Here is a 17,629-nt window from a genome sequence, read left to right as displayed (position 1 = left end):
ACGCGTCTCGCGGCAGGTGATCGGGGGCGCCGGCCCGATCAGGAGGATGAGCGCACCGTTCCGGTGGAGCCGAACAGGATGCCGTCGAGCGTCATGGTGAGGTAGCGGGTCAGCTCGTCGGCCGGCATGGCCGCGATCGGACCGTCGGCCAGGACGTACCGGCTGAACGTGACCCCGATGAGGTGCGCGCCGAGCAGGTCGACCCGCAGCGCGACGTCCGGGCCGGTGAGCACGGTGCGATAGGCGGAGACGCTCTCCTCGCGCATGGCTCGCAGCAGTGCCTTGGCGGCTTCCTGGTCACCGGCGGCGCTGCGTACGAGGGCGATGAAGGGATCGGCGCTGTCGGCCGACTCCATGCGGGCGACGTAGGCGTGCGCGACTCGCCCGGCCAATCCCTCGGCGTCTCCCTGGACGCTGTCGGCGAGGTCCCGCGTCCCCGGCACGGCGGCGAGGAAGAGCTGCTCCTTGGACGAGAAGTGCATGACCACAAGCCCGTGGGTCACCCCGGCCCGCTGCGCGATCTCCCTGATGGTCGCCTTGGCGTACCCCCGCTCGGCGAAGACCGAGCGTGCCGCGGCGAGGATGGCGGCTCGTCGTGCCTCGGGGTCGCGCACCCGCTTCCTCGCGGGCGTGGGCTCCGTGGCATTGGCCTGTGACGCGTCAGACACCATGCCGCTTACTGTACACGTGGACATTAGTGGCGACGCGCGCGTACATTACTGACCACATGGTCATTAAAGACCTCGCACACCAGGAGTGATCGCGATGAACCTCGCTCCGCTTTCCCCCGACGACACCACCGTGGTCCTGGTCGACTACGCCGTCGGTTTCGCCACCCTGCTGCGCTCGCACGACCTGCGCGAGCACCTCGCCAACGTCGTCGGCCTCGCCAAGACCGCCACGTCGTACGGCAGCGGCCTCGTGGTGACCAACGGCGAGGCGTCCAAGCCCTCGGGCCCGCTCTATCCGGAACTGCTGGAGGTCATCGGGGATCGGCCGGTGATCGAGCGCACGACGGCGTTCAACTCCTTCCTCGACCCGGCCTTCGCCGAGGCGGTGCGCGCCACCGGCCGCCGCAGGCTGGTCATCGGCGGCATCGCCACCGACGGCTGCGTGCTGCAGACCGCACTGGGCGCGTTGCGCGAGGGCTACGAGGCGTACGTCGTGGTGGACGCCACGGCCGGCCTCAGCAGGGAGGCGCACGACGCGGCGGTGCAGCGGATGGCGATGTCGGGCGTCGTGCCGGTCACCTGGTGGTCGCTGGCCGCCGAGTTCCAGCTGGATCCGCGCTTCGCCGACGCGCCCCACCGCACCCGGTTGATGAGCGAGTTCCAGCCCGCAATGACGATGGCGGGCCGCACGTTCTTCGCCGGTGTGCACCAGGGGCGGCTCGCGCCCACGACGGCCTGACGCGGGAGCCTGAAACGTGAGGGCTGGGGCGCGGCGGGCTATTCGGGCTCGATGAGGAAGGTCTGCCCGGCCGTGGAGGCGCAGGGCCGTTCGACGGCCTCCGCTCCCAGCCGGCCGTCGTCCCCGTTGACGGCGAGGCACCGGCCGCTCGACGCCGGTCGGATGCGGTAGCCGTCCCCGCCTGTCGGTTCGAGCCGGAAGCGCTGGTTGGGCCGGGCGCCGGTGCAGTCGCTCCAGGGTTCCAGCATGCCCGCCGCGGGGCCCGCCGGGATCACCGTCAGGCAGCCGACGCCCTTCGCGGGGTCGGGGTGATCCCATTGAAGGCGGAACAGTCCGTCACCCACGGCGGTGAGGAAGGTCCGCGGCGGAACCGCCGTGGCGCAGGGACCCAGGACGGCGACCTCGGGACCGTACGAGACGTCCCTGGCCCGCCCCGCCGTCAGGCACAGGGAGGGGTCGGCGGCCGGCCGCACGCGGACCCACCTGCGGGCCGGCGCCGGTCCGCTTGCCCCGGCGGCCAGGCCCGACGGTGCCGGGGTGGCCGAGATCGGCGAGGAGGGCGGGGAGGCCGCCTCGCCGGTCGACAAGCGGTCGAACTGCCAGGCTCCGACCAGGCAGAGCAGGGTCGCGGCCGCGGCGCCCGCCACCAGTCTCCGGGCCGGAGCCTTCCGTCCGGCGACCTCGCTCACGGGAGGCGGCGCCGCCGGCATCTCGTCGGAGGCCACGACACGCGTTTCGCCCCCGGGCGCGGCAGGCGTGTCGCCGGGCGGCGGGGTGGTCTTCTCGCGGGCGACGGCCAGGCGGCGGCGGGCGTCCACCCACTCGGCGACGGTGTCGTCGTCCGCCCCGCAGGCCCGTACGAACGCGGCGAGGAGGTCTTCGCGCGGCAGATCCCGGCGACTGAGCGCGTCGGCCAGAGTGGCACGCGGCAGGACGTCGCCCACGGCTTCGGCGCGGCGTTCGAGCTGCCGGTAACTGCATCCGCTCCACGCCCGGAGGCGCCTCATCAGGGCGACGAACTCCGCGGGCGTGGTGGCGGTCCGCGGCTGCGGCCGGCTGTCGGTCACCGATCTCTCCGTCCCGTAGATCCCTGCGCTTCCACGGCAGCCTATGCACGCTCCGGGGTGTCCGAGATCGTCCGGAAGCGTCCGGGATACCGCCCACGTGTGGACGTGAGCCCGCGTGCGGGGCCACGGTGGCCTTGCACAACGGCCCGGCGGCGCCGGAGCACCCAGGTGCTCGGGGGCGGCGTCGCGGGGGCGGGCCGTGGCGGCGGACGTGACCGCCCTTCTCCGCAGCGGGTGGCGGCGCACGCATTCTCCGCGGGCGACTGGCGCACGTCCGCCGCCGCATCTCACTCGACATGAGGGATACGAACCATGGGACGCATAGTTCTGTCTGTTTTCACCACTCTTGACGGCGTCATCGAGAACCCGCACGAGTGGGCTTTCGGATTCGTCGGCGAGGACTCGATGCAGGCCGGCCTCGACCAGATCCGCGCGGCGCGCGCACTGCTCCTCGGACGGGTCACCTACGAGGGCTTCGCGGCCTCATGGCCGTCGATGACCGACGAGGTGGGCTACGCCGACGCGATGAACAACCTGCCGAAGTACGTCGTGTCGACCACGCTGACCGAGGCCACCTGGAACAACAGCACGATCATCGGCGCGGACGCCGCGGCCCGGATCGAGGCCCTGAAGAAGGAGGTGGACGGCGACATCCTCGTCTTCGGCAGCGCGGCGCTGGTGCGGTGGCTGCTGAGGGAGAACCTCCTCGACGAGATGCGCCTGGCCGTCTACCCGGTACTCGCCGGTCGCGGCGCCCGCCTGTTCGACGACGGTTCCGCGGACCCCGCCACGCTGCGGCTCGCCGGCACGCAGGCGTTCTCCTCCGGCGTGGTCCTGCTCACCTACGAGCCGACCGGTGAGGGCCTCGCCGACCCGGCCGCCGCACGCCGGGCGGCCGAGGCGAACGCCGGAGGGTGATCGAGCGCCGTCGTGACCGGGCGCCGCCGATGGGGCTCAGAGGCGGAGCCGGGCCACGGCGGCGTACAGGGCCAGGGAGAGGGCCGCCCAGGTCAGGGTGGCGATCGCGAGGGACAGCCACAGCGGCCAGTCGGTCACCGTGAGCGCCACGACGACGGCGAAGCCGATCAGGCCGACGGTGCCGAAGGTCGCCCCCGCCACGTCCTGCCCGGCCTGGCGTACGCCCTCCTCCTTGGCGACGAGGGTGACGCTCGCCAGCAGGATCGCCGGGAACGCGAGGAAGAGCCCGCCCGCGCGCGGGCCGGCCAGCACGGACACCATCCCGGCGAGCGCCGACACTCCGGCGCCGAACGCGAACCGGACCGCCCAGTCGCGCATGGGCGGTCGCCTCAGCTCACTGAGCCGCAGCCGCACCTTCCGGCCGTCGTCGGGAACCCGGCCGCCGTCGGGAGCCGGGCCGTCGTCACGACGGGCGCTCACGACAGGCGCGCCGGTGGCGGGGGGAGCTCCAGGGCCGCCGGCTGGGGAAGCGGAGCGGGGACCGCAGGGGGCCGGACGCCGAGCAGGCCCTGCGGCGCCAGTGTGTAGCCGGCGGCCGCGACGACGCCCCAGACGGCGAGCGCGGCCAGCGCCCCCCGCCAGGCGCCCCACCTGCGCAACAGGGGAGCGGCGATCAGGCAGTAGAGGGTGAAACCGAGCGCGCCGATCTGCATGCCCCGGGCCGAGGCGAGGACGTCGGGAACGCCGGCGATGCCCGCGGTGACGATGAGGCTGGCCAGGGCCACAGAGGGGCCGGCGCAGAACACCCCGGCGAGTCGTTTCGGCGTCAGCATCTCGGCCAGCGCGGCGAAGGCCAGCACGAAGACGCCCCCGGCCAGCGCCTTCAGGACGACCTCCACGATCTGGTCGGTCACCTCGCCCACGCCGCGTCCCCTCCCCGAAGCCGACACAGATGTTCGGGGGGCGCCGCTCGCCGGTTGAACCGCGTTGATTTCCGGCACGGGTACGCCCGAAACCCCCGGCGTGGGCCGCGTACAGAGCCCGTCAATACTCGGTTCGAACCCGTATGGAAGCCGTCAAGAGCGGCCAAATGCCACCGATCTCGGACTTTGCTTGTGCTGAGACCGCCGTAGTCCGGCGGACGCAATCACAACCGAGGAGTGGGGATGGCGGACGTCATCTTCGTCGCTCTGACGATCGCGGTGTTCACGATTTTCGGGCTCGTCGTGAGGGCGGTGGAGCGCCTGTGAGCGTGATCAACGCCGTCGGTCTCGGCGTGGCCGCGGCGCTGCTGGTCTTCATGGTCGCGGCCCTGTTGTTCCCGGAGCGCTTCTGATGGGCGCGGCAGCGGCAGGGGCCGTGCTCGTGCTGTCCGTCGTCGCGGTGCTCGCCGTCGTCCACCTGCTGCTGGGCGACTACCTGTACCGGGTCTACACCGGCACCCGCCACAGCGCGGCCGAGCGCCTCGTCTACCGTCTCGTCGGCGTGCGGCCGGACGCCGAGCAGCCCTGGGCGGTCTACGCACGCGCCCTGCTGGCCTTCTCCGCGGTCTCCGTGCTGGTCGTGTACGGCATGCAGCGCCTGCAGGACAAGCTGGTCCTCGGCCTCGGGCGGCCCCCGGTCCCCGCCCACGTCGCCTGGAACACGGCCGTCAGCTTCGTGACGAACACCAACTGGCAGTCATACCCGGGCGAGACCGTCATGGGTCACCTGGTGCAGATGGCCGCCCTGGCGGTGCAGAACTTCGTGTCGGCGGCGGTCGGCATGGCCGTGGCGGTCGCGCTCGTGCGGGGCTTCGCCCGCAGGCAGGCCGACACCATCGGCAACTTCTGGGTGGACCTCGTGCGCGGCACGTTCCGGGTCCTGCTGCCGATCGCGTTCGTCGCCGCGCTGGTCCTGGTCGCCGGGGGCGTGGTGCAGAACCTCGCGTCGCCGCACGAGGTGGCGACGTTGACCGGCGGCACCCAGGCGATCACCGGGGGTCCGGTGGCGAGCCAGGAGGCCGTCAAGGAGCTCGGCACCAACGGCGGCGGCTTCTACAACGCCAACTCCGCCCACCCCTTCGAGAATCCGTCGGGATGGACGAACTGGCTGCAGATCGTCCTGCTCCTGGCGATCCCGGTCGCGTTGCCGCGCACCTTCGGCCGCATGGTCGGCCAGGTGCGGCAGGGACACGCGATCATCGCCGTCATGGCGGTGATCGCCCTGGCGAGCGTGCTGCTGACGAACGTCTTCGAGGTCTCCGGCGGCGCGACGGTCCCCCGGGCCGCCGGGGCGGCCCTGGAGGGCAAGGAGATCCGCTTCGGCGTGCCCGGCTCCGCGACGTTCGCCACCGCCACCACGCTGACCTCGACCGGCGCCGTCGACTCCGCCCACGACTCCTTCACGCCCCTGGGCGGCATGATGACGATGCTGAACATGATGCTCGGCGAGGTCGCGCCCGGCGGTGCCGGTTCCGGCCTGTACGGCATCCTCGTGCTGGCCGTGATCACCGTCTTCGTCGCCGGTCTCATGGTGGGCCGCACGCCCGAGTATCTGGGCAAGAAGATCGGCTCACGCGAGATCAAGCTGGCCTCGCTCTACTTCCTGGTCACCCCGGCCCTCGTGCTCGCCGGCACGGCCGCGGCGATGGGCAACCGGGCGGGTCTCGCGGCCATGCTGAACGGCGGCCCGCACGGGCTCTCGGAGATCCTCTACGCGTTCACCAGCGCGGCCAACAACAACGGCTCGGCCTTCGGCGGGATCTCGGCGGGCACGCCCTGGTGGTGCGTGGCGCTCGGCCTGTGCATGGCCTTCGGGCGGTTCCTGCCGATCGTCTTCATCCTCGCCCTGGCCGGATCGCTGGCCCGGCAGGCGCCCGTGCCGGCCTCCGCCGGGACGCTGCCCACCCACCGCCCCCAGTTCGTCGGGATGGTGGCCGGCGTCACGGTCGTCCTCGTCGCCCTCACGTTCCTGCCGGCCCTCGCGCTCGCGCCGCTCGCGGAAGGACTCTCCTAGCCATGTCGTCGACGGCATCACCCCGCACAGGCGGCAGGATCGGCGGCGGCCTGCTCGATCCCCGGCAACTCGTGAGGTCGCTGCCCGACGCCGTGCGCAAGCTGAACCCGGCGACGCTGTGGCGCAACCCGGTCATGTTCGTCGTCGAGATCGGCGCGTTCCTCACCACGGGCCTGGCGGTCGCGACCCCTTCGGCGTTCGCCTGGGCGATCGCGGTCTGGCTGTGGCTGACCGCGCTGTTCGCCACCCTGGCCGAGGCCGTGGCCGAGGGCCGCGGCAAGGCCCAGGCCGCCACGCTGCGGGCGGCCAAGCGCGACACCATGGCCCGGCGGCTGGCGGACCCGCGCGACCCCGCCCTGTGGGAGGTCGTCGGCGCCCAGGAGCTGCGACAGGGCGACCACGTCGTCGTCGAGGCCGGAGAGGTCATCCCGGGCGACGGCGACGTGGTCGAGGGCATCGCCAGCGTGGACGAGTCGGCGATCACGGGGGAGTCCGCGCCGGTGATCCGCGAGTCGGGCGGGGATCGGTCGGCGGTCACGGGCGGCACGAAGGTCCTGTCGGACCGGATCGTGGTGCGGATCACGCAGAAGCCGGGGGAGAGCTTCATCGACCGCATGATCGCCTTGGTCGAGGGCGCCGACCGGCAGAAGACGCCCAACGAGATCGCCCTCAACATCCTGCTGGCCGCGCTCACGGTGATCTTCCTGATCGCCACCGTCACCATGCAGCCGCTGGCCGTCTACTCCAAGGCCCAAAATCCCGGCGTACCGGACACGCCCGCGCTCGGCGCCGACGGGGTGAGCGGGGTGGTGCTGGTGTCGTTGCTGGTCTGCCTGATCCCGACCACGATCGGGGCGCTGCTGTCGGCCATCGGGATCGCGGGCATGGACCGCCTGGTGCAGCGCAACGTGCTGGCGATGAGCGGGCGGGCGGTCGAGGCCGCGGGCGACGTCACGACCCTGCTCCTCGACAAGACCGGAACGATCACCCTGGGCAACCGGCAGGCGTCGCAGTTCGTGCCGGCCGAGGGCGTCTCCGAGCTCGACCTGGCCGAGGCGGCGCAGCTGGCGAGCCTCGCCGACGAGACCCCCGAGGGACGTTCGGTCGTCATTCACGCCAAACACGCCTACGACCTGCGCGAACGCCGGCCGGGTGAGCTGGCCCACGCGGAGTGGATCGCCTTCACCGCCCAGACCCGCATGTCCGGGGTGAACGTGGACGGGCGGCAGGTCCGCAAGGGCGCCGCGACCTCGGTCATGAAGTGGGTGCGCGACAACGGCGGCCATCCGACCGGGCACGTCGGGCACCTGGTGGACGGGATCTCCGCCTCCGGCGGCACGCCCCTCGTCGTCGGCGAGGTGAGCGCCGGCAAGGCCCGGGTGCTCGGGGTGATCCACCTCAAGGACGTGGTCAAGCAGGGCATGCGGGAGCGGTTCGACGAGATGCGCCGCATGGGCATCCGCACCGTGATGATCACCGGGGACAACCCGATGACCGCCAGGGCCATCGCCAGGGAGGCCGGGGTGGACGACTTCCTGGCCGAGGCGACTCCCGAGGACAAGCTCGCGCTGATCCGCAAGGAGCAGGAGGGCGGGCGGCTGGTCGCGATGACCGGGGACGGCACCAACGACGCCCCGGCGCTGGCCCAGGCCGACGTGGGGGTGGCGATGAACACCGGCACCTCGGCGGCCAAGGAGGCCGGGAACATGGTCGATCTCGACTCCAACCCGACCAAGCTCATCGAGATCGTCGAGATCGGCAAGCAGTTGCTGATCACGCGGGGGGCGCTGACCACGTTCTCGATCGCCAACGACATCGCGAAGTATTTCGCGATCATCCCGGCCATGTTCGCGGCCGTCTATCCGGGTCTGGACGCGCTGAACGTGATGCGGTTGCACAGCCCGCAGTCGGCCATCCTGTCCGCGGTGATCTTCAACGCCCTGGTGATCGTGGCGTTGATCCCCCTGGCCCTGCGCGGGGTGCGTTACCGGCCCTCCAGCGCGTCGAAGCTGCTCGGCCGCAACCTCTGCCTGTACGGCCTGGGCGGTGTCGTCACGCCCTTCATCGGCATCACGCTCATCGACCTGTTCGTTCGATTCCTTCCGGGGATGTCCTGATGGCTGGGAACGTGATGGAACGCCTGCCGAACACGCTCCGCCGGCACCTCGCGGCGGTCCGAGCCCTCGCCGTGCTCACGGTGATCCTGGGCGGGCTGTATCCCCTGCTGGTGACCGGCATCGCCCAGGTCCTCCTCCCCCACCGGGCCGGCGGCTCGATCCTGCGCGAGGACGGCAGGGACGTGGGCAGCGCCCTCATCGGGCAGAGCTTCACCGACAGGAACGGCCGCCCGATGCGCGGATACTTCCAGAGCCGCCCCTCCGCGGGCGGCTACGACCCGCTGGCCTCGGGCGCGAGCAACCTCGGCCCGCAGGACGTCGTCGACCGGCTGCCCGACCCCCGGGGAGCAGGCCAGGCCGCGAGGAAGGGCAGGGTCTCCCTGCTCACCCAGGTGTGCGCGCGCTCCAAGGCGGTCGGCGAGCTGGAGGGCGTCAGCGGGGCCAGGCCCTACTGCACGGCGGACGGGGTGGGCGCGGTGCTCAAGGTCTTCCCCGTCGTCGGCAGGCCCACGAGGGTCGTCAGCGTCAACCAGGCGTGCCCGGCCGCGCCGTTCGTCACCACCTACCAGGGCGTGAAGGTCGAGTGCGGCAGGCCCGGCGAGGACTATTCGTCAGGGCATACGGTGCCGGTGCGGGGAAACGCCCACGCCGTCGTCCCGCCGGACGCCGTGACGGCGAGCGGCAGCGGACTCGACCCGCACGTCTCCGTCGCGTACGCCGAACTGCAGGCCCCCCGGGTGGCCAGGGAGCGGGGATTGGACGTGCGCAGGGTCCGGGCCCTGATCGGGGAGCACACGGCCGGCCGCGCCCTCGGCTTCCTCGGGGAGCCCCGTGTGAACGTGCTGGAGCTCAATCTGGCCCTCGACAGGGAGAGGTGAGCGGCCATGCCACGCGGGCGGCTGCGGATCTACCTCGGCGCGGCACCCGGGGTCGGCAAGACCTACGCCATGCTCTGCGAGGGGCACCGCCGCAGGGAGCGCGGCACGGACGTCGTGGTCGGCCTGGTGGAGACCCACGGTCGCGTACGCACCGCGCGACTGCTGGAGGGGTTGGAGATCGTTCCCCGCAGGACCCTGACGTACCGGGGGGCGGCCTTCACCGAGCTGGACGTCGACGCGGTCGTCGCCCGGCGCCCGCGGGTCGCCCTGGTCGACGAGCTGGCGCACACCAACGTGCCGGGCTCGCGCAACGCCAAGCGCTGGCAGGACATCGACGAGCTCCTCGACGCCGGGATCGACGTGATCTCCACGGTGAACATCCAGCACCTGGAGTCGGTCAACGACGTCGTCCAGCACATCACCGGCATCCCGCAGCGCGAGACCGTGCCCGACGAGGTCGTACGGCGGGCCGACCAGGTCGAGCTGGTCGACATGACCCCTGAGGCGCTGCGGCGGCGGCTCGCGCACGGCAACGTGTACATGCCGGAGAAGGTGGACGCCGCCCTGGCCAATTACTTCCGCGTCGGCAACCTCACCGCGCTGCGCGAGCTGGCCCTGTTGTGGCTCGCCGACGAGGTGGACGAGCAGCTCGACCGATACCGCGCCGAGCACGGCATCGCCGACACGTGGGAGGCGCGCGAGCGGGTCGTCGTCGCGCTCACCGGGGGCCCGGAGGGCGACACCCTCGTCCGGCGGGCGGCCCGCATCGCCGCCCGCACCAAGGGCGCCGACCTGCTCGCCGTCCACGTCACCCGGGCGGACGGGCTCGCCGGAGGCGACCCGGCGCTGCTGGCACGCCAGCGCGCCCTCGTGGAGAGCATGGGCGGCACCTACCACCAGGTGGTGGGCGACGACGTGCCGCGGGCGCTGCTGGAGTTCGCCCGGGGCGTCAACGCCACCCAGCTCGTGCTCGGCGCCTCCCGGCGCGGCCGGGTCGCCCAGATCTTCAGCAGAGGGGTGGGCGTCGAGACGACCGCCAGGTCCGGCTCGATCGACGTCCACATGATCACGCACGAGCAGGTCAAGAAGGGACGGGAGCGCCCGCAGCGGTCGCGGGCGGCGCTCACCCGGCGGCGCAGGCTTGCGGGGTGGGCCGTCGCACTCACCGGCCTGCCGCTGCTCACCGCCGTCCTGCTCCCCTTCCGGGGCACGCTGGCGCTGCCGAGCTTCATCCTGCTGTTCCTGACCACCGTCGTGGGCGTGGCGCTGATCGGCGGCATGTGGCCGGCGATCACGGCGGCGGTCGCCGGGTCGCTGCTGCTCAACTTCTTCTTCACCCCTCCCCTGCACACCCTGACGATCGCCAACCCGGAGAACCTCTTCGCCCTGGTCGTCTTCGTGCTCGTCGCGGCGGCGGTCAGCATGATCGTGGACGTGGCGGCCCGCCGTACGCGGGAGGCGGCCCGCGCCGGGGCGGACGCGGAGATCCTGTCCGCGCTGGCCGGGCACGTGCTGCGCGGCGAGGCCGCCGTGCCCTCCCTGCTCGCGCGTACGCGGGAGACGTTCGGCCTGGTCTCGGTCACCCTGCTGGAACGGCGGTCCGAGGCGGGGCAGGGGCCGGACGACCGGTCCGACCCCGCCTCCTGGCGGATCGTCGCCACCTCTGGGGGAGAGCCGTGCACCTGCCCGGACGCCGCCGGCACCGACGTGGACATCGACGGCGACCTCGTGCTCGCCGCGCGCGGGCGGCTGCTCGACGCCTCCGAGCGGCGCGTGATCGAGGCGTTCGCCGCGCAGATGGCCGTCGCCCTGCGGCAGGAACGGCTGGAGGAGGAGGCCGAGCAGGCCAGGCCGCTCGCGGAGGCCGACAGGATGCGCACCGCGCTGCTCGCGGCGGTCAGCCACGACCTGCGCACCCCGCTGGCCGCCGCGAAGGCCGCCGTGGAGAGCCTGCGCGCCACCGACGTCGAGTGGTCCGCGGAGGACCGCGCCGAGTTGCTGGAGACCGCGGACGAGTCGCTGGCCAGGCTCGACCGTCTGGTGGCGAACCTGCTCGACATGAGCCGCCTGCAGGCGGGGGTGCTCGGCGTGGCCGCCCAGCCGGTCGCCGTCGAGGAGATCGTGCCCCGGGCGGTCGACGACCTCGGGCCGCTCGCCGCCGAGGTGAAGATCGACACCCCGCCCGACCTGCCCGAGGTCGTCGCCGATCCGGCGCTGCTGGAGCGGGTGCTCGCCAACGTCGTCGCCAACGCCGTCCGATACACCCCCGCCGGGGAGAGCGTGCTCGTCACCGCCAGCAGGTACGGCGACCGGGCCGAGATCCGGATAATCGACCGTGGGCCCGGTGTGCCGCGCGACGCCTACGACCGGATCTTCCTGCCCTTCCAGCGGCTGGGGGACCGGGACAACCACAGCGGGGTCGGGCTGGGCCTGGCCCTGGCGCGCGGACTGACCGAGGCGATGGGAGGAGCGTTGACGCCCGACGAGACGCCCGGGGGAGGGCTCACCATGATCCTGGCCCTGCCCGTCGCCGTGCACACCCACGACGTGATCGAAAGCCCGGCGGAGCTCGGCGGTTCTCCGGATCTCGGCGGTTCTCTCGATATGGGCGGTGCGGCGCCGTGAGCCGGATCCTCGTCGTCGACGACGAGCCGCAGATCCTGCGCGCGCTGCGGATCAACCTGGCCGCGCGCGGATACGAGGTCGCCGTCGCGGCGGACGGCGGCTCCGCGTTGCGCGAGGCCGCGGACCGGCGTCCCGACCTGATCGTGCTGGACCTCGGGCTGCCCGACATGGACGGAGTCGAGGTCATCCACGGCGTACGCGGCTGGAGCAGCGTTCCGATCATCGTGCTGTCGGGGCGCACCGGCAACCAGGACAAGATCGACGCGCTGGACGCCGGGGCGGACGACTACGTCACCAAGCCCTTCGGGGTGGACGAGCTGCTGGCCCGCGTCCGTGCGGTGACCCGGCGCACCGGCCCCCGGGAGAGCGAGCCCGCCCGCGTACGGATCGGGGAGCACGTGATCGACCTCGCCGACAAGACCGTCTCCGGCGACGTACGGCTGACCCCGACCGAGTGGCACATCCTCGAACTCCTCGTCCGCAATCCCGGCAAGCTGATCAGCCAGCGGCAGCTGCTGAGCGAGGTGTGGGGCGCGCAGTACGTCAAGGAGACGCACTACCTGCGGCAGTACATGGCCCAGCTCCGGCGCAAGCTGGAGAAGGAGCCCGCCCACCCCGTGCACCTGATCACCGAGCCGGGCATGGGTTACCGTTTCACCCCCTGACGGCCGCCCTCTGACAGCACAGCCGCTTCGAGCGCCCCGGCACGCACGCCTGCGGCGGTGCTCGAAGCCGGGCATCGCGGGCGCGGAATTGTCGGTCGGGTGCGGAAGAATCACCCTCATCATGACCACCATCACCGCGCCGGCCATCACCGCGCCGACAGACGTGCCCACACGTCCCCTGCCGGTCGAGCTCGTCGACGGCCCGGGAGGCAGGCTCTATCTGCTCCCTCTCGCGCCGCTCACCCCGGACGACTGCGAGGCTCTGTCCGCGCTGCTCGCCGCCCGGGCCGCCGCCGTACGGCGGCGGAACGAATCCCTGTGATCATCTGGCTGAACGGGACGTTCGGCGTGGGGAAGACCACCACGGCGGCGGAACTCGTGCGACTGATCCCGGGGGCGCACTTCTTCGACCCCGAGCAGGTGGGCGTCATGCTCACGCATGCCACGGGCCTGCCGAAGGTCGGGGACTTCCAGGACTGGGCGCTCTGGCGGGCGCTCGTCGTGGAGACCGTCACACGACTGGCCGGTCAGGTCGGCGGCGCCCTCGTCCTGGCCCAGACCGTCCTGGTCGAGGACTACTGGCAGGAGATCCGCGCGGGCCTGGAGACGGCGGGCATCCCGCTGCACCACTTCGTGCTCCACGCCGACCGGGCCACGCTCATCCGCAGGATCGAGGGCGACACGCCGCTGAATTCGCCATGGCGGCTGAACCACCTGACGGCATACCAGGACGCTCTCCCGTGGCTCAGCCGCGAGGCACAGGTCGTCGACACGACGCGCCTCCCCCCGGCAGAGGTCGCGGCACACATCGCCGCCACCGTCACACCCGATCCGGCCTGACCCGCCTCCCACCCTCGATCACGGCTCGAACCCGCCCTCAGGCGAGCGTGTATTCCGTGTCTCCGAAGTCGGCCACCACACGCAACCTGCCGCCCAACGCCTCCACGTAGGACCGGAGGGTCGACACCTCGGCCCGGTCGATCTCTCCATGCTCGATCGCCGACACCCGGGGAGCGGATACACCCATCAGCGCGGCGACATCCCGCTGGGTCAAATCCTGCTCCTGCCGAATCTCCGCAAGCCGATGCGCGCGTACTTCCGCGGCCAACCGATCCATGTCGGCCCTTTTCTGCTTCTCGGACCGCACCGGCAGTCCCGCGGCCTCCCGGCGCTCACGGGCCCTGCGCTTGGTTTCCTCCCAGCTCACAGAGGTCATTCGTACTCCCTGATCTCCAGCTCGATGAGATGAGCCTCGTAGCGCTTTTCGGCCAGCGGGATATTAGCGTCGTACCATCTCTGCCAGTTTCCCGCTTTGTCGCCGGCAACCAAGAGCACCGCCCGGCGCACCGGATCGAAGGCGAACAGGATGCGGATCTCGCTGCCCCTCCGTAGATCCCGGCCGCAGCTCCTTCAGGTGGTGAAGCTCGGCGCCCTTGATGCGATCTACTAGTGGACGCCCAAGCGCGGGACCGGCCTCGGCCAGCATGTCTATGGCGTCCTCGACCTGCTCCGCACTATCCCAATCCTCCTCGGCGAGTGCTTCGAACCAGGCCGCGACCTCCGCGACCAGAATCACTTCCCATTGAGCCACGACGCGCAGGTTAACGCAAGTGTTAAGTCCGCAGGTCGGAAACGCTTCATTGGGTTAGTTGATGAGGGGACCTGTGACGGGGATCACATCGGGTGCATGTCACGTCCGGGTGGCCCGCTTCCATCTGCTGGTCGTCAACGGTCAAGCGAGGAGGCGGAACGATGAGCGCACAGCACGAAGCCGGTGTGGCGACCACCACGCACCGAGTGGTGATCCTGGGAGCGGGGTACGCGGGCCTGTCCGCGGCGATCCAGCTCGCGTCGAGGGTCGACAAGCGGAGTGAGAAGGTGCGGGTGACCCTGGTGAACGCGCAGGAGCGGTTCACCGAGCGGCTGCGGCTGCACATGACGGCGACCGGGCAGCGGCTCGCCGAGCTGAGCATCCCCGAACTGCTCGAGGGCACGGGCGCGCACTTCGAGCGCGGGTGGGTGACGGCGGTGGACGCGGACGCGAAGACCGTGCGGATCGACGACGAACGCGTCCTCCCCTACGACACGCTGGTGTACGCGTTGGGGGGCATGGCCGACACGGCGGCGGTCCCGGGCGTCGAGGACCACGCGTACACCCTGAACAGCGCCCAGGACGCCGAAGTGCTGGCCGACCGGCTGTCGCGGCTCGGCAGCGGCACGGTGGCGGTCGTCGGCAGTGGGCTGACCGGCGTCGAGGCGGCCGCGGAGATCGCCGAGCGGCACCCGGAGCTGACCGTCGTGCTGCTGGGCCGGGGTGAACCCGGCGCGGCCATGAACCCTAAGGCCAGGGCCTATCTGCGGTCCGCGCTCGATCGCCTGGGCGTGCGGGTCCGCAGCGGGGCCGAGGTGGTGAAGGTGCTGCCCGGCGCGGTCGAGCTGGCCGGCGGGGAGAGTGTGGCGGCCGACGCGGTCCTGTGGACGAGTGGTACGCGGGTGTCGCCACTGGCGGCCGCCGCCGGGCTCACCGTCGACGAACGCGGCCGCGTCGTGACCGACGCCACGCTGCGGTCGGTGTCCCACCCCGAGGTGTACGCAGTGGGCGACGCGGCCGCGATCCGCCAGGGCTACGGCGTCATGCACGGCACCTGCCAGGGCGGCATGCCGACCGGTGTGCACGCCGCGGTCTCGATCGTCCGGGAGCTGCGGGGCAAGCGGCCCAAGCCGTTCCGCTTCGGCTACTATCACACGCCGGTCAGCCTGGGCAGGAACGATGCGGTCGTGCAGTTCACCCACCCCGACGACAGCCCCCGGCGGCTGCACCTGACGGGCCGCGTCGCGGTCCGATACAAGGAGACGGTGACCGCTTCGCCCTGGCCCACATGGGGCCGCATGAAGAAGATGCCCGCCTCGGGCGCGTTCTGGCCCCGCGGGGGCCGCTTCACCCGGGTGCGGGAGGCGTGATGATTCAGCCTCCCGACCTCGACCAGCAGGTGTTCGTGCGGCATCGGAACCTGCTGTTCTCGGTGGCCTACCGCATCCTCGGCACTGCGGCCGATGCCGAGGACGCGGTCCAGGACGCCTGGATCAACTGGTCGGCGGCCGACCGCTCGCAGGTGGCCGATCCGAAGGCGTACCTGACGCGGATCGTGTCGAACGTGGCGCTGGAACGGCTGCGCTCCACCCAGCGCAAGCGTGAGGCCTATGTGGGGCCGTGGCTTCCTGAGCCCATTCTGACCAGCGCAGACACCGCCGAGGCCGTCGCGGACGCCGAGTCGGTGTCGATGGCGATGCTCGTGGTGCTGGAGACGCTGAGTCCGCTCGAGCGCGCGGTGTTCGTGCTCAAGGAGGTCTTCGGCTTCAGCCACGCCGAGATCGCGGAGGCGGTCGAGCGTTCCGAAGCAGCGGTGCGGCAGGCCGCGCACCGCGCTCGCGAGCATGTGCGCGCCCGGCGTCCGCGCTTCCGCACGGACCGGTCGCGGCAGCGTGAGGTCACCGAGCGGTTCTTCAGTGCCGCGACCGGCGGTGACGTGAACGCCCTGATGGAGCTGCTGTCCCCGGACGTCACCCTGTGGACCGACGGCGGCGGAAAGGTCCGCCAGGCCCTGCGCCCGGTCGTGGGCGCGGCGACCGTGGCCGCCTGGTTCGCGGCCATCGGCACCGTCAGCTACCAGGGCATCGAGCCCGCCGACATGAACGTCGAGCTCGTCGAGATCAACGGCGGTCCCGGCATCGTCTTCAGCGGGACGGGGCGTGTGATCGCCACCGTCACCTTCGATTTCGACACCGACGGCCGGATCACCACCATCCACAACGTCGCCAACCCGGACAAACTCCAGGCGGTCGCCGATGGCACCACCCGCAGTCTCGGGACGCGGTGAGCACCGGTCGCGAGCTGATCGCGGTGAACCCCGCCAACACCTCCCGCACCTGCGCCCGCTGCGGGCACTGCGCGAAGGAGAACCGCGTCACCCAGGCCGAGTTCGCGTGTACGGCGTGCGGGCATACCGCGCACGCCGACGTGAACGCGGCGGCAGGGCTTGCCCTTCGCGACGCTGCGGAAGCGGCCTAGCGAGAAGCCGCTCCCTTCAGGGAGCGGAGGAGTCACGCACGTCAGGAACCTGACCGATTGACCTTCCAGCGCGCATGGAAAAGCGTGAAACCCACGGCTGGGCCACGCACTCGGAACGCTGACACAGCGGCGGTGAGACTGTCAAGATCTCATGTGCGGCTCAGCGTACGCAGCAGGTGGAGCAGGGGTCGGCGTCCGGCAGCGTGACCCACAGGCAGCACGTGCGGCGGCGGTATCCGTCACCGTCGGGCACGAGCAGCCCGGCCACCGGCGGCCCGATCTCGTCCAGCAGCCGGGCCGCCTCTGCGTACGACCCGAGCGTGAGCAGCGGGTGGGCGAAGGCCTCCGCGGTGGACCCCCACAGGGTGCGCTCGCCCACCTTGGTCAGGGTGCTGAGCGCCCTGACGAACGGATACTGGCTCTCCAGGAGCGCCTCCCCGATGGCCGCCGCGAGGTCGGGGACGACGACGGTGCCCTCGGCCTCGGCCAGCGGGTCACCGGGGAGCACGGCCACCGTCACCCGCGACGCCGCCACCGTCACCCCGGCCGCGGACGGCCTGACCAGCGTGTCCTCCAGGCGCATCAGCGGCACCCGGCGGCCGAGACCCCAGCCCAGGGCCATCGGCATCGTGTGCCAGTAGCCGTAGGTCTTCCACAGCAGCGCCGCCGCCACGTGACGCGGCGCGCTCCAGCGTCCGGCCGTCTCGTCCACCAGCGCGAGCAGACCCTCGTACGGCTCCCGCACGAGGGCGGCGGCGGGGATCCAGCCGGGGGAGTCGTCGGCGACCAGCCCGGGCAGGACCCCCAGCACGCCGCCCCGCTCCGCCGCGAGGCCTTCCAGATGGTCGGAAAGGGCGTCGAGCAGCACTCCGCACTCCTTGTG

The 17,629-nt window shown here is 71.8% G+C and carries 21 protein-coding genes; 13 read left to right on the top strand and 8 right to left on the bottom strand.

Annotated features, from left to right (window positions below):
• Nucleotides 1–38 precede the first annotated feature (38 nt).
• Complete coding sequence (locus FH610_RS16805) at nucleotides 39–671, bottom strand: TetR/AcrR family transcriptional regulator (protein ID WP_139575410.1); 633 nt, start codon at nucleotides 669–671, stop codon at nucleotides 39–41.
• A gap of 94 nt (nucleotides 672–765) precedes the next feature.
• Between FH610_RS16805 and FH610_RS16800 the strand changes: the two genes are divergently transcribed.
• Complete coding sequence (locus FH610_RS16800) at nucleotides 766–1,410, top strand: isochorismatase family protein (RefSeq protein ID WP_139575409.1); 645 nt, start codon at nucleotides 766–768, stop codon at nucleotides 1,408–1,410.
• Between the two features lie 38 nt (nucleotides 1,411–1,448).
• Here the strand turns inward: FH610_RS16800 and FH610_RS16795 are convergent, their stop codons facing one another.
• On the bottom strand, nucleotides 1,449–2,477 hold the full coding sequence (locus tag FH610_RS16795) for an RICIN domain-containing protein (protein WP_139575408.1): 1,029 nt from the start codon (nucleotides 2,475–2,477) through the stop codon (nucleotides 1,449–1,451).
• Between the two features lie 312 nt (nucleotides 2,478–2,789).
• On the opposite strand from FH610_RS16795, the gene FH610_RS16790 reads away from it, so the two are divergent.
• Complete coding sequence (locus tag FH610_RS16790; protein WP_139575407.1) at nucleotides 2,790–3,395, top strand: dihydrofolate reductase family protein; 606 nt, start codon at nucleotides 2,790–2,792, stop codon at nucleotides 3,393–3,395.
• 36 nt (nucleotides 3,396–3,431) lie between these two features.
• Here FH610_RS16790 and FH610_RS16785 read toward each other — a convergent pair whose 3' ends face one another.
• Both FH610_RS16785 and FH610_RS16780 read right to left on the bottom strand, forming a co-directional pair.
• Nucleotides 3,432–3,875, bottom strand: a complete 444-nt coding sequence (locus FH610_RS16785; RefSeq protein ID WP_139575406.1) for a DUF3147 family protein — start codon at nucleotides 3,873–3,875, stop codon at nucleotides 3,432–3,434.
• Nucleotides 3,872–4,318 (bottom strand): DUF3147 family protein, encoded by a 447-nt coding sequence (locus FH610_RS16780; RefSeq protein WP_161628017.1) that lies wholly within the window; start codon nucleotides 4,316–4,318, stop codon nucleotides 3,872–3,874. The genes FH610_RS16785 and FH610_RS16780 overlap by 4 nt, the downstream gene beginning before the upstream one ends.
• 323 nt (nucleotides 4,319–4,641) lie before the next feature.
• On the opposite strand from FH610_RS16780, the gene FH610_RS16770 reads away from it, so the two are divergent.
• From FH610_RS16770 to FH610_RS16735, 8 genes are all read left to right on the top strand, one after another.
• Complete coding sequence (locus FH610_RS16770) at nucleotides 4,642–4,731, top strand: potassium-transporting ATPase subunit F (protein ID WP_051762707.1); 90 nt, start codon at nucleotides 4,642–4,644, stop codon at nucleotides 4,729–4,731.
• Nucleotides 4,731–6,392 carry a potassium-transporting ATPase subunit KdpA gene (gene kdpA, locus FH610_RS16765; protein ID WP_139575404.1) on the top strand — a complete coding sequence of 554 codons (1,662 nt, stop codon included), beginning with the start codon at nucleotides 4,731–4,733 and terminating at the stop codon, nucleotides 6,390–6,392. The genes FH610_RS16770 and kdpA overlap by 1 nt, the downstream gene beginning before the upstream one ends.
• A gap of 2 nt (nucleotides 6,393–6,394) precedes the next feature.
• Nucleotides 6,395–8,509 carry a potassium-transporting ATPase subunit KdpB gene (gene kdpB, locus FH610_RS16760; protein WP_139575403.1) on the top strand — a complete coding sequence of 705 codons (2,115 nt, stop codon included), beginning with the start codon at nucleotides 6,395–6,397 and terminating at the stop codon, nucleotides 8,507–8,509.
• A gap of 14 nt (nucleotides 8,510–8,523) precedes the next feature.
• On the top strand, nucleotides 8,524–9,387 hold the full coding sequence (locus FH610_RS16755; RefSeq protein WP_139575692.1) for a potassium-transporting ATPase subunit C: 864 nt from the start codon (nucleotides 8,524–8,526) through the stop codon (nucleotides 9,385–9,387).
• 6 nt (nucleotides 9,388–9,393) lie between these two features.
• Complete coding sequence (locus FH610_RS16750) at nucleotides 9,394–12,012, top strand: sensor histidine kinase (protein ID WP_139575402.1); 2,619 nt, start codon at nucleotides 9,394–9,396, stop codon at nucleotides 12,010–12,012.
• Nucleotides 12,009–12,677, top strand: coding sequence for a response regulator (locus FH610_RS16745; protein ID WP_139575401.1), 669 nt, complete (start codon nucleotides 12,009–12,011; stop codon nucleotides 12,675–12,677). The genes FH610_RS16750 and FH610_RS16745 overlap by 4 nt, the downstream gene beginning before the upstream one ends.
• Nucleotides 12,678–12,798: 121 nt before the next feature.
• Nucleotides 12,799–12,999: a hypothetical protein gene (locus FH610_RS16740; protein ID WP_139575400.1), complete on the top strand. Its 201-nt coding sequence runs from the start codon at nucleotides 12,799–12,801 to the stop codon at nucleotides 12,997–12,999.
• Nucleotides 12,996–13,517 (top strand): P-loop nucleotide/nucleoside kinase family protein, encoded by a 522-nt coding sequence (locus FH610_RS16735; RefSeq protein ID WP_139575399.1) that lies wholly within the window; start codon nucleotides 12,996–12,998, stop codon nucleotides 13,515–13,517. Before FH610_RS16740 ends, FH610_RS16735 begins: the two co-directional genes overlap by 4 nt.
• A gap of 37 nt (nucleotides 13,518–13,554) precedes the next feature.
• Here the strand turns inward: FH610_RS16735 and FH610_RS16730 are convergent, their stop codons facing one another.
• The 3 genes from FH610_RS16730 to FH610_RS16725 are packed head-to-tail and all read right to left on the bottom strand — an operon-like array spanning nucleotide 13,555 to nucleotide 14,268.
• The gene (locus FH610_RS16730) at nucleotides 13,555–13,893 is read right to left on the bottom strand and encodes an XRE family transcriptional regulator (protein ID WP_139575398.1); all 339 of its coding nucleotides are present in this window, start codon (nucleotides 13,891–13,893) and stop codon (nucleotides 13,555–13,557) included.
• Nucleotides 13,890–14,012, bottom strand: coding sequence for a hypothetical protein (locus FH610_RS45480; RefSeq protein WP_338104553.1), 123 nt, complete (start codon nucleotides 14,010–14,012; stop codon nucleotides 13,890–13,892). The genes FH610_RS16730 and FH610_RS45480 overlap by 4 nt, the downstream gene beginning before the upstream one ends.
• The gene (locus FH610_RS16725; RefSeq protein WP_338104555.1) at nucleotides 13,957–14,268 is read right to left on the bottom strand and encodes a hypothetical protein; all 312 of its coding nucleotides are present in this window, start codon (nucleotides 14,266–14,268) and stop codon (nucleotides 13,957–13,959) included. The genes FH610_RS45480 and FH610_RS16725 overlap by 56 nt, the downstream gene beginning before the upstream one ends.
• A 161-nt stretch (nucleotides 14,269–14,429) precedes the next feature.
• Here FH610_RS16725 and FH610_RS16720 point away from each other — a divergent pair, with 161 nt between their 5' ends.
• The 3 genes from FH610_RS16720 to FH610_RS16710 are packed head-to-tail and all read left to right on the top strand — an operon-like array spanning nucleotide 14,430 to nucleotide 16,746.
• Complete coding sequence (locus FH610_RS16720) at nucleotides 14,430–15,638, top strand: NAD(P)/FAD-dependent oxidoreductase (RefSeq protein ID WP_139575397.1); 1,209 nt, start codon at nucleotides 14,430–14,432, stop codon at nucleotides 15,636–15,638.
• Entirely contained in the window at nucleotides 15,638–16,555 is a 918-nt protein-coding gene (locus FH610_RS16715; protein WP_139575396.1) for an RNA polymerase sigma-70 factor, read from the top strand. The genes FH610_RS16720 and FH610_RS16715 overlap by 1 nt, the downstream gene beginning before the upstream one ends.
• Entirely contained in the window at nucleotides 16,552–16,746 is a 195-nt protein-coding gene (locus FH610_RS16710; RefSeq protein WP_420813712.1) for a zinc ribbon domain-containing protein, read from the top strand. Before FH610_RS16715 ends, FH610_RS16710 begins: the two co-directional genes overlap by 4 nt.
• A gap of 160 nt (nucleotides 16,747–16,906) precedes the next feature.
• Here the strand turns inward: FH610_RS16710 and FH610_RS16705 are convergent, their stop codons facing one another.
• Complete coding sequence (locus FH610_RS16705; RefSeq protein ID WP_139575395.1) at nucleotides 16,907–17,614, bottom strand: (2Fe-2S)-binding protein; 708 nt, start codon at nucleotides 17,612–17,614, stop codon at nucleotides 16,907–16,909.
• Nucleotides 17,615–17,629 lie beyond the last annotated feature (15 nt).

The organism is Microbispora catharanthi, assembly GCF_006334915.2.
Classification (GTDB): Bacteria; Actinomycetota; Actinomycetes; order Streptosporangiales; family Streptosporangiaceae; genus Microbispora; species Microbispora catharanthi.
The sequence above is the reverse complement of the archived record's forward strand: the minus strand, read 5'-3'. Positions and strand labels throughout refer to the sequence as shown.

Coding starts and splice junctions, on each gene's coding strand:
- FH610_RS16805 (WP_139575410.1), bottom strand. CDS start 671: ATGGTGTCTGACGCGTCACAGGCCAATGCCACGGAGCCCACGCCCGCG.
- FH610_RS16800 (WP_139575409.1), top strand. CDS start 766: ATGAACCTCGCTCCGCTTTCCCCCGACGACACCACCGTGGTCCTGGTC.
- FH610_RS16790 (WP_139575407.1), top strand. CDS start 2,790: ATGGGACGCATAGTTCTGTCTGTTTTCACCACTCTTGACGGCGTCATC.
- kdpA (WP_139575404.1), top strand. CDS start 4,731: ATGGGCGCGGCAGCGGCAGGGGCCGTGCTCGTGCTGTCCGTCGTCGCG.
- kdpB (WP_139575403.1), top strand. CDS start 6,395: ATGTCGTCGACGGCATCACCCCGCACAGGCGGCAGGATCGGCGGCGGC.
- FH610_RS16755 (WP_139575692.1), top strand. CDS start 8,524: ATGGAACGCCTGCCGAACACGCTCCGCCGGCACCTCGCGGCGGTCCGA.
- FH610_RS16750 (WP_139575402.1), top strand. CDS start 9,394: ATGCCACGCGGGCGGCTGCGGATCTACCTCGGCGCGGCACCCGGGGTC.
- FH610_RS16740 (WP_139575400.1), top strand. CDS start 12,799: ATGACCACCATCACCGCGCCGGCCATCACCGCGCCGACAGACGTGCCC.
- FH610_RS16730 (WP_139575398.1), bottom strand. CDS start 13,893: ATGACCTCTGTGAGCTGGGAGGAAACCAAGCGCAGGGCCCGTGAGCGC.
- FH610_RS16720 (WP_139575397.1), top strand. CDS start 14,430: ATGAGCGCACAGCACGAAGCCGGTGTGGCGACCACCACGCACCGAGTG.
- FH610_RS16715 (WP_139575396.1), top strand. CDS start 15,638: ATGATTCAGCCTCCCGACCTCGACCAGCAGGTGTTCGTGCGGCATCGG.